The 9,224-nt window shown below is 55.9% G+C and carries 9 protein-coding genes; 1 reads left to right on the top strand and 8 read right to left on the bottom strand.

Annotated elements, in window-relative coordinates:
* Positions 1-546: NAD(P)-dependent oxidoreductase (locus R6T97_RS03265; RefSeq protein WP_410347878.1), on the top strand; the 546-nt coding region annotated here is incomplete at its 5' end.
* On the opposite strand, the gene R6T97_RS03260 is transcribed toward R6T97_RS03265, so the two are convergent.
* The 8 genes from R6T97_RS03260 to R6T97_RS03225 all read right to left on the bottom strand — a co-directional run bounded on the left by R6T97_RS03260 (position 543) and on the right by R6T97_RS03225 (position 9,210).
* Entirely contained in the window at positions 543-1,460 is a 918-nt protein-coding gene (locus tag R6T97_RS03260; protein WP_410347879.1) for an alpha/beta fold hydrolase, read from the bottom strand. The two genes, R6T97_RS03265 and R6T97_RS03260, sit on opposite strands and share 4 nt — an antisense overlap.
* Positions 1,460-2,233, bottom strand: a complete 774-nt coding sequence (locus tag R6T97_RS03255) for a hypothetical protein (RefSeq protein WP_410347877.1) — start codon at positions 2,231-2,233, stop codon at positions 1,460-1,462. The genes R6T97_RS03260 and R6T97_RS03255 overlap by 1 nt, the downstream gene beginning before the upstream one ends.
* Positions 2,234-2,264: 31 nt before the next feature.
* A complete protein-coding gene (locus R6T97_RS03250) occupies positions 2,265-2,627 on the bottom strand; it encodes a hypothetical protein (RefSeq protein WP_410347876.1) in 363 nt (120 codons plus the stop codon).
* A gap of 82 nt (positions 2,628-2,709) precedes the next feature.
* Entirely contained in the window at positions 2,710-3,597 is an 888-nt protein-coding gene (locus R6T97_RS03245) for a dynamin family protein (protein WP_410347875.1), read from the bottom strand.
* Positions 3,594-5,681: a dynamin family protein gene (locus R6T97_RS03240; RefSeq protein WP_410347874.1), complete on the bottom strand. Its 2,088-nt coding sequence runs from the start codon at positions 5,679-5,681 to the stop codon at positions 3,594-3,596. Before R6T97_RS03240 ends, R6T97_RS03245 begins: the two co-directional genes overlap by 4 nt.
* A 160-nt stretch (positions 5,682-5,841) precedes the next feature.
* The gene (locus R6T97_RS03235; protein ID WP_410347873.1) at positions 5,842-7,326 is read right to left on the bottom strand and encodes a GTPase; all 1,485 of its coding nucleotides are present in this window, start codon (positions 7,324-7,326) and stop codon (positions 5,842-5,844) included.
* Complete coding sequence (locus R6T97_RS03230) at positions 7,326-8,378, bottom strand: PP2C family protein-serine/threonine phosphatase (protein ID WP_410347872.1); 1,053 nt, start codon at positions 8,376-8,378, stop codon at positions 7,326-7,328. Before R6T97_RS03230 ends, R6T97_RS03235 begins: the two co-directional genes overlap by 1 nt.
* The gene (locus R6T97_RS03225) at positions 8,362-9,210 is read right to left on the bottom strand and encodes an FHA domain-containing protein (RefSeq protein WP_410347871.1); all 849 of its coding nucleotides are present in this window, start codon (positions 9,208-9,210) and stop codon (positions 8,362-8,364) included. The genes R6T97_RS03230 and R6T97_RS03225 overlap by 17 nt, the downstream gene beginning before the upstream one ends.
* Between the last annotated feature and the right edge of the window lie 14 nt (positions 9,211-9,224).

The following is a 9,224-nucleotide window of genomic DNA, read 5'->3' as shown; positions in this document are numbered from 1 at the left end:
GGCGGTGTCCATCTTGCCGCGCAAGGCAACATCACGATGCTGGCGGGGGGCGACAAGGACATGTTCGATACGCACCTGCCCGCGCTTCAGGCCATGGGCAATCAGGTATTTCATATGGGGCCTCTTGGGTCTGCGTCGATCATCAAAGTCATCACAAACATGCTGGCCTTCATCCACCTCAAAGCATGCGGAGAAGCCCTAATGCTGGCCAAACGCGGTGGTCTTGATCTGGGTCAGGCGTGGCACGCGATCAAGGCGTCTTCGGGGACATCCTTTGTCCATGAAACAGAGGGCGCGCTGGTGCTGAACGGATCTTATGATGTGGCCTTCAACATTGATCTGGCACTCAAGGACCTTGGCTTTGCGATGGGTTTCGGTCGGGAATTCGAAGTGCCGTTGGAACTTGCCGCAGCGACCGAGCAAACCTATGTGGCCGCTCGCGCGGCATATGGTGGCGACGCTGAATCGCCGATGATCGTAAAGCTGCTTGAGGACTTGCTGGATACCGATTTGCGCGCCGAGGGTTTTCCCGCGCGACTGACCTAGATCAAGGCTTCCGCGAAGAAAGGCACCCAAGCCTCCAGCACCTTTTCCGGATGCTGCTCCGCCAGATAATGGCCGCCGGGCAAAGCCCTGCCGCGCACATCGCTTGCCCGCTCTTTCCAAAGGGCGAGGCAGTCGAAATGCGCGTCAATCACACCGTCCTGCCCCCATAGCACCAATAGCGGCATGGCAAGCTTGGTTGGGTCGGCATCATCATGCGCGATATCAATGGTTGCAGCGGCGCGGTAATCCTCGCAGGCCCCGTGGATCGCCTCGGGCGCTGCAAAACATGTCAGGTATTCGTCCAGCGCCTGTTGCACAAAAGGCGCGAGCCCGGCTTTGCCGGCACCACATTTCTTGAGCCAGAAGAATGCGGGGTCCGCACCGATCAGCCTTTCGGGAAACGGCTGGGGCAGGGTCAACCAGTACCAATGCCAGTATGCATGGGCAAAACCGCTGCCTGCATCGCGGTACATCTCGCGGGTGGGCGCGATATCGAGGACCGACAGGGCAATCACCCGTTCAGCGTGGTCTGCGGCCAAGCGATGCGCGACACGGCCCCCGCGGTCATGTGCGCCGACCAGAAAGCGCGGGTGACCCAGATGATCCATCAAGGTCAAAACATCGCCCGCCATCGCGCGCTTGGAATACGGTGTATGGGATGGGTCTGTCGCAGGTTTGAGCGAACGGCCATAGCCGCGCAGATCGGGGCAAATCACCTGATAGGTTTGCGCAAGAACAGGGGCAATCGCGTGCCACATCGCCGAGGTTTGCGGATAGCCGTGCAAAAGGACAAGAGGCGGCCCGTTTCCGGCGATCCGGTAGAAGATACGGCCTTCGGGCGTGTCCAGATACCGTTCCTCAAACCCTTCAAAAAAGCTGGTCGCGGGTATTGCTGATGTTGCAGCCGGATGCATCACGCAAAAATCCGATGCCAAGACGACTGCATGTGGCCAAATCGTTCCGTGTTATAGGCCACCAACGCAACTTCGTTCTCGCAAAGCGCCATTGCCGCCGAGGACCCGTCATCGAAAGCGCCCTCAAGACAGACAAGTTGCGCGCCTTCCTCGCCCCGCAAGGTTTTCTTATGTGCCTCACGAAAGGCATCTACCTGCGTTTTCCAGATTTTCTGCAACGCCTTGAAATCCCCCGCCGTTGATACGACCTCACCCCCGCGGATGTGCAAGACAGACGAGAAAGCTGCGGCATTGACGCTCAGAAACTGTTCCATCGGCGGCTTGGGCGTACCGTCCGTCGTGATGCCCCAAAGCTCGGCCAAACCATTTGCAGAGACGCCGCGTTCACCACCTTTGCCAAACGGTTCCGGTGGCATGCTGCGCACGGTCAGGCGGTCGGCTTCGCCACAAAGATCATTCAACAGATCGAAAGCGGCCTGCACACCTTCGGGTTCTTCGCGCGACAGAACTTGACCAATGATCTTTGCGTCATGATCGGGTGATACACTGTAGATTCCACGCAGGCGGCGACCAGCGGCGATCACGTTGATCGTGGCCGTCCCGCAATCAAAGGCAAGGCACCGTTCAAGCACGGTATCGTCCACCTCGCGCAGGATCGCCGTGACAGGATCGGGGTTCCCGCCTTCGGAAATGATGCGCGCGCCGGTATCGTCAACGGTTTCCCGCAACGCCAGTATCGCCAGTTTTTGTGCCAAAGCGTTGGGTTCGCTCATCAGCCTGTTTCCAGCTCTTCGTTACTTCTTTTCATTCGCCGCTACTGATGCGGTCAAGACATGTGCAGGCGTCAGCAACAAACGCATCTGCATCCAATTTTGGACCGCAGATACAACAAAGAACATCATTCGGCTCCTGTTCGGAACGCAGAAAGACACGCAATTGCGCTGTCGTCGCGACAGAGGCCAGATCGCCCGGCTTGTCGGCCAAAGCGGGCTTTCCATTTGCGCCCAACAGCAATGCGGCTTCTGCACATAAGGCATCAAGCGCCTCACGTCGCAAATTCGAACTGGAATCAGTAACAAGGATCATCTTTGTGGACACGTCTGCAAAAGCCAGCGCAGTGCAGCCTTCGTATTTTTCCCGCAAAGCATCCAACTCATCAACAACCATTAGCAGCCTGCTTTTTAACTACGTCCAGACATGATTACGGCATATGCGCAGATTGTGAAAGACCCGCGCAAACCGACCGGCATCAAGACGAGCGTAAGATCGGGTCGGCGATTGATGTTGGCAGGTCATCGGCGAAGTCCGGATCAGGATCGCCCCGCACTGTCCGGCTGCTGTTCGCGGCACGTTGCACACGGCGCGGCATTACGGGTGCGGTAACGGGCTGCGGGATGTCGCTGAGGCTATCGATGTTATAAAGCGGCAGTTCAGTGCGTGTGGTCAATTTCGTCAGGATTTCGATCACGTCAATCAGATGCGCGGTAAACGGGCCCGCGCCGCTTGCTTCCCAGCGATCATAATCTTCACCAGCCTGGATTGCCTGCAAGAGCGAGACCGGAAAGATGCCGCCAAACTGACCCTTGGTTTCGCGGGTCACACGTTTGATCACGCGACCGCGGTCTTTTTCGTTAGTCAGTTTGTCGAAGCGGGTGATGAGCAGGATTGAATTTTCACGCACCGCTTGGGGCATTTCATCCCAGACTGCCGCCTCGGACTGACGCCATGCCTGCGTGGCGTGGGTACACCAGATGACAGCATCCACCTCGGGCAGCATACGCTCCCAAACAGCAGAAGACATGTTGGGGTCTGAAATGCCGGGGAAATCAATGAGATCGCAAACTTCCAGAATATCCGCTTCAAGGAACAGGCGGATATTGCGTGTTTGCTGAACGGGGATTTCTTCGAGTCTGTCGATGGAAACTGGCTCAGTCGTGCCGTCGATATCGACGCGGTACGGCGTGCGTGTGCCATAAGATATCCAGACAGGGGACAGCCGCGTGGCAGTGACTTTTTCAGGCAGCGGGCTTTGGCCCATGAGAAGATTGGAAAGCGTGCTTTTGCCCGCGCTGAACTCACCCATAAGGGCGATACGGGGCTTTCTTCGTGCGCCTGACGCTGTTTCTCCTGAATTCATTTGTCCACTCCTAACGCAAGCACTGGTTTACTCTCACTCAGCTCTTCAAAGATGCAATCAAAAAGCTCATCTCGTTCCTGTTGCGCAGTAATACCGAAAATGTCTTCCAAATCCTCAATAGCGATTTCGGATTTGCTACTGATGTCTTCCAGAATACCGCGTTGCTCTGCATGGAATTCCTGCAATTCCGCTTTTGCTTTCGCGCGGATATCATCCGCTTGACGGACCTTCAGTTCATCGACAATCGGTGCAGTTTCGGCTTCGATAAGGTCATAAAACCCGCTGGCAAAGGCACGATACCCTTTGCGACGTTTCCACCAGCCTTTCCACCATGAGGTTTGCAGATCAAGCGCGATCGTCTGGCCCAAGGAAACAGGGGCCGGAATTTCCGGTGGAGCAGGTGGTGTGATTGTAAAGTTCTCAACATCCACACCGAAAGCAGAGCGATAGGTGTTCGCCAGATTGGCAGCAGCGGTGCCATACACATCCTGGCAGGTCGCGGTGACATTGCGGCGCATCACTTGATAGCTGGTGCGCAACAACATGCGCAGGCCATCAGGGCTGTATTGCCAAATCTCTTCTTCGCCATTGGTTTCCAGATGCTGCAACAGGGATTCCAATGCGCGGTCCAGAAACCGTTTGTGCGATTGGTCAACGCGCGACCCGAACTGTTGGAACGCAATATCAAGGCGCTCGTCCAGGGTGTTCATGCTCTGCGCTTCCAACTCATCAAGGTGGGCTGAAAGCTTGTCGCCGGACATCACATCGACTGTATCGCCATCAAGACGCATAGAAACAACTGCGTTCTGCGCGCGCACTCCACCCACAAGGTTCAGGGCGCGCTTGCGCGAAGCAGACAGGATCTCGGCACCGGGGCCTTCGGCGATCCGCTCTGACAATGCGCGATAAAGTTCTGGCAAGCCGGACAGATGCCAAACCAGTTCTTTGGTGTCCATGCCTGCGGTTTCGGCGCTCAGGGCCGCTTCGGCCCAGTTGAACATCGCCTCGGCACTGTCTTCGACAATCTCATCAAGGTCTTCGGACAATGCCATATTCGCCCAATAGGCACTGCCGAAGATCACTTCGGGGTTTTCCGGGCCGTTGTTGTCGGCCAGCGTCTGGAAGATGCTGTCACGAATTTCAGGGACCTGCTCGGCCGGGTTGGACAGTTCGTCGATCCGGTTCACAAAGATCACGACTTCACGGGCCTTTACGTTAGAGATCAGGCGGATCAGGCCCATGTCCATCGAGCTAAGAGCCTGATGGGCCGACAGAACAACCACGCAGATGCGACTGTCACGCAGCGCATTGATCGTGATCTGCTCGCGCATCATGAAGGTATCGTTTACACCGGGGGTATCGCGCAGGCAGATCGACATAGGGAGCTTGTCTGCATCAAGGTAAAGATCGGCAGACTTGGTGATATCGGCAAAACGGCCCTGCTGGTCGTCTTCTTCCATATCTTCAAAGTCGTCGCCCATGCAGACATAGCGCTGTACCAACTCGTCGCTCAGCTCGGCGTAGCTGTGTTTCTGACCCAGAAGCAATTCAAACTTGCGACCAAGGCGCTGTTTGGTCTTTTCGCGCATTTCGGCGATTTGAAGGCGGACTTTCTCAAGCTCTTCATCGGCGCCGGCACGCTCTGACAGTTCACCGATTCGGCCACCGTTCTCGACAAGATGATCCCATTCGCCTTGGCTGAAAAACTGAAATGTCGCCGTTGGTGCATCGGCCGGCAAAGGGGCGTTGAGGTGCAGCGAGGTGACAACAGAGGTCCACGGGTTGACGTCGGCAGGGAGCAGATCAGGGCGACCGACCATTGCATTTACCAGCGATGTCTTGCCGGATTTGATCTGGCCAATCATTGTAATGCTTGGCTCAAAAGCGCGTAACTGCTTGATAAGTTTGGTGGCTTTCTTATCGGCATCCTGTCCGCCCAGCTTCACAACATCCCTGAGAGTGGCCTCCAGATCGACAACTTCATCATGGAACGCATCCAGCTTTTCCAAGCCAAGTCGCATGAAGGGCAGCTGTTCGGGTGGGACAGCAAGACCATCCCCGTTTGCGACCTCTTCCATCTTCATCCTAATTCGTCCTCAGCAAAATCATCAAACCAGCATTAACACCAGTTCCCATCGCAGCCAAATAGCAACGAAAACACCACTTTTATTGCCATAATGGAAACAGATTAGAACGGCAAAAGTGTGGCGCAGTATTTAAAATTTGCACAAGCGCAGCGGCAATTTAAGCCGCGAGGTCTGCTTGTATCTCTCGCTTTAACTGGAGCATCAGGCTGACAGCTTCAAGTGCGGCACTGTCACCTTTTTCCATTTGCATCAATTGGACCATATCGGCGGCGTCAAAAGCCGTTTCGCGGACACGTTGCAGCGACTGATCGGCAACATCCCCGTTTTCGTTCAGATAATCGCATAGCCATTGAATATGATCTGACGTCATCGACATGACCTCGGCGGGTCCGCCATCGCCCTGTTCGTCCAAAGTGGCGGCAAGTTCCGCGCCGCGCTCTGCAATATAAGTGATCACGTGCTCGTAAGCTTCACGGGTTGCAGGCGCGAGCGCGTCGTTTTCTTTATCTTCGGCTACCGCCGGCGTTTGTTCTGCGGTTAGTTCGGCGGCAGGTGCCGGCGTTGGTGCCGGGTCCAAGGCAGCGTCGCGCGATACGTTCTTGCGCGCCGCAATGGCACGCAGACGGGAAATCGCATCTTGCGCGGCTGGTTTGGCTGCCGCTGGCTTTGCTGGTTCTTCCGGTACCGGTTCTGGCACGGCATCGTCTTTCGGGGTTTCAGCGACAGGTAGCTCTTGCACCGCTTTGCTTTTCGGCGCGACCGGCTCTGGAACAGCGACCTCGTCTTCAGGCGGGGCGGATCGTTTATCAATGCTTGCCAAGAGATCAGCGTGCTGATGCAGCAAAACATCAGCCATATCGACGGCTGACTGACGCCCCCGCTCAACCTGTTTCAACACTGCCGAAATCAACCCGGAGCTGCCGCTATCGCGCATCGCGGCCTTGTCCACAGTCCCGTCGGCGCGGCGGGCGGCGATTCCTTGAGTGGTCGCGATGGGCAGGACCTCGCTAAACTCGTCTTTTGCCGCCAATTTGACTGCGCCGACAGTCGCTTCAAACAAGCCTTCGGTTTTCAGATAATCAGCGCGGGTGATCATGCAGAATGCATGATCCTTCGTCAGATCGGGCATGGTGCCCCAAATCCGCTGCTCCGTTTCGTTGAAGCCGCGTGTGCACCACAGTGCCACGTCACTTCGCTTGGCGGCCCATTGCGCCGCGCGGTGGATTGCATTTGGGTCATTTGGGGCGACAACTTCGAGGAGGGAAATCTTGCGCAGTGCGGGGAGGGGCATCTGCATTTCCACAAAAACGGGTGACAGCGCCGCTATCTCGTTGAGATCAACACTATCCAAGACTGTCTTGGATCCATCAGGCAAAGTACAAGTCGTTTTCTCGGTCTCGCCGTAGATCAATTGCAGCGTTGGCAGGCGCACGCCGTCGGGGATCACGTCACTTCCCACCAGAAGGTTTATCAATGTGGATTTGCCAGATCCGGGCATCCCCAAAAGTGCCAGACGCACCGGCTGTTGCAGCCGCATCAACAGATGTTCGGCTTTCTGTTGAACTGAATCAGGAAGCAGGCCACTTGCGACGGCCTGCTCGAGCTCTGACTGAACCCGGTTTCCTGGCGATTGATTCGACATTACTTACCTCCGGCGGCAATCTTAGCCGGCGGCGCAGCCGCATCAACCTCCTCTATCATATCTGCATCGTCATTCAGCTCTACTTTCTTGAGCGGTTTGACCTCTTTGATCACTGTGGGTTCAGATTTATGTGCCGCTGCCGGTTTTTTGTCGGGCTTGGCGATATTCTCGACCTGTTCCAGTTCTACCACGCGTGTAACTGTCGATGTCGGTGTGTCGACATGCCCTACGGGCTTTGCACGGATTGCGCGGATCACGGGCTTGTCGTGGTTCAGCTTGATGACCGAAAAGGTGCAGTTGTCCTGGTCAGGGTCGGCCAGCGCTTCGATTGCTTCTAGCAGATAGCCTGCGATTTCAGCCGCTTTCTTGCGCCGATAGCGGTGCAGAATCTTCTGGATATGTTGGTTTTCAAGATATTGCAGACCGTCACTGGAGACGACGACAATGTCACCTACCTGCAATTCAAATGGAGTTTTCGGGCAGTCGGACTTTGAGACGCGGTCGCCGAGGATAACCGAGGTCAGACAGTTGCGGTCGGGATGGTTCTTGCCGGCCTTCTCATCCAGCAAACCTTGCTGAACCATAAAGTCGATCTGCGGTGCCATCGAATGGTCTTCGTTCAGTTGCTTCATCTTGCCTGCACGGTAATGATAAAGCGGGCTGTCACCGATCGACATCCAGTACATGCGGTTTTCGACCAACACGACCGATACGAGGGTCGCTCCCATACCGCGTGTCTCCGGGTGCGTCTGTACGTGTTCGCGTACAAAGCTGTTCGCATTCGATGCAGATTCAGTCAGGAAGCGTGGAATTTCACTCTCAAAATCCGTAAAATTCGCGCTTTCGAATTTAAGTTCACTGAATACTTCTGTAACGACGATCTTGCTGGCGACGTCACCGGCCGCGTGGCCGCCCATCCCGTCGGCAAGCACGACAACGCCACTATCCGCCCCAAAGGGAAAATCGGTGACAATGGCGTCTTCTTGATAGTCGCGCCCGCCCTGACAAATCGCAGATGCGACGTCAAAACGTGGTTCAGGCGATCGCCACATCTTCGTCCTCCTCGGTGGTGCCATCCGACCAGTTGAATGATTTGTCACACAGCCCGACAAATCGCAGAACTGTCTCGCCGATGCGGATAATGTCACCTGTCTTGAGCGTTTCATTGCTAATCAAAGGCTTGTCATTGAGGCGGACGATGTTCGATTTGCCGCCATGACCAAGCAGGAATTCTTTCGTATCGGCATCATACACAATCGCGGCATGGTTTGACCGCGAGATAGCGTTGTCGCCGAAATCAAGCTGGATCGCCTGATCTTCGCCACGGCCGATCTGTGACATACCCGCCAGCAGTGAAAAGCTTTCGCCACGGCCGGGGCCTTCTGTCACAACGATCCAGCCGACCGGAAATTTCACGCTCTTTGTGGGTGCTGCTTTCTGCGCATCGCTAAACAGGTCGACAACATCACCGTCGGATTTGTCGAATCCAATCAGGCGGGTCTTTGTGCGGCGTGACCGGGCAGGTGACCGGGACGCTGCGGCAGATGCTGCGGCAGGTTCTACAGCTGCGGGGACCACAGGTGCGGCGGGTGCTGTCGGCTCGGGCAAAGCGGTCGACGTGTCATCGTCTTCCATGTCCCAAATATTGAGAGCGGCGGGCGCCGGTGATTTTGGTGCCTGATCGGGTTCGACTGAAACGACGCGAACTTCCTTTGTCAGGATATCACTCGGTGCAGGCACCACAGGTTGTCCCAACTGTCCTGCATCATCGACCATTGATCCGATCGTATCGCGATAGGATTGCTCAAGTGACTCGACCTGCGGCGTCTGCCGCGCGGCTTCTTCGTTGCGTTTTTTACCAAGCAGATCACGAATGAATTTCATCTTAGCTACCTTTC

It is taken from the genome of Yoonia sp. (assembly GCF_046498525.1).
GTDB lineage: Bacteria > Pseudomonadota > Alphaproteobacteria > Rhodobacterales > Rhodobacteraceae > Yoonia.
The sequence above is the reverse complement of the archived record's forward strand: the minus strand, read 5'-3'. Positions and strand labels throughout refer to the sequence as shown.

Excerpts from the sequence above, each read along its gene's own strand:
- R6T97_RS03260 (WP_410347879.1), bottom strand. The coding sequence starts at position 1,460 with ATGCATCCGGCTGCAACATCAGCAATACCCGCGACCAGCTTTTTTGAA.
- R6T97_RS03255 (WP_410347877.1), bottom strand. The coding sequence starts at position 2,233 with ATGAGCGAACCCAACGCTTTGGCACAAAAACTGGCGATACTGGCGTTG.
- R6T97_RS03250 (WP_410347876.1), bottom strand. The coding sequence starts at position 2,627 with ATGGTTGTTGATGAGTTGGATGCTTTGCGGGAAAAATACGAAGGCTGC.
- R6T97_RS03245 (WP_410347875.1), bottom strand. The coding sequence starts at position 3,597 with ATGAATTCAGGAGAAACAGCGTCAGGCGCACGAAGAAAGCCCCGTATC.
- R6T97_RS03240 (WP_410347874.1), bottom strand. The coding sequence starts at position 5,681 with ATGAAGATGGAAGAGGTCGCAAACGGGGATGGTCTTGCTGTCCCACCC.
- R6T97_RS03235 (WP_410347873.1), bottom strand. The coding sequence starts at position 7,326 with ATGTCGAATCAATCGCCAGGAAACCGGGTTCAGTCAGAGCTCGAGCAG.
- R6T97_RS03230 (WP_410347872.1), bottom strand. The coding sequence starts at position 8,378 with ATGTGGCGATCGCCTGAACCACGTTTTGACGTCGCATCTGCGATTTGT.
- R6T97_RS03225 (WP_410347871.1), bottom strand. The coding sequence starts at position 9,210 with ATGAAATTCATTCGTGATCTGCTTGGTAAAAAACGCAACGAAGAAGCC.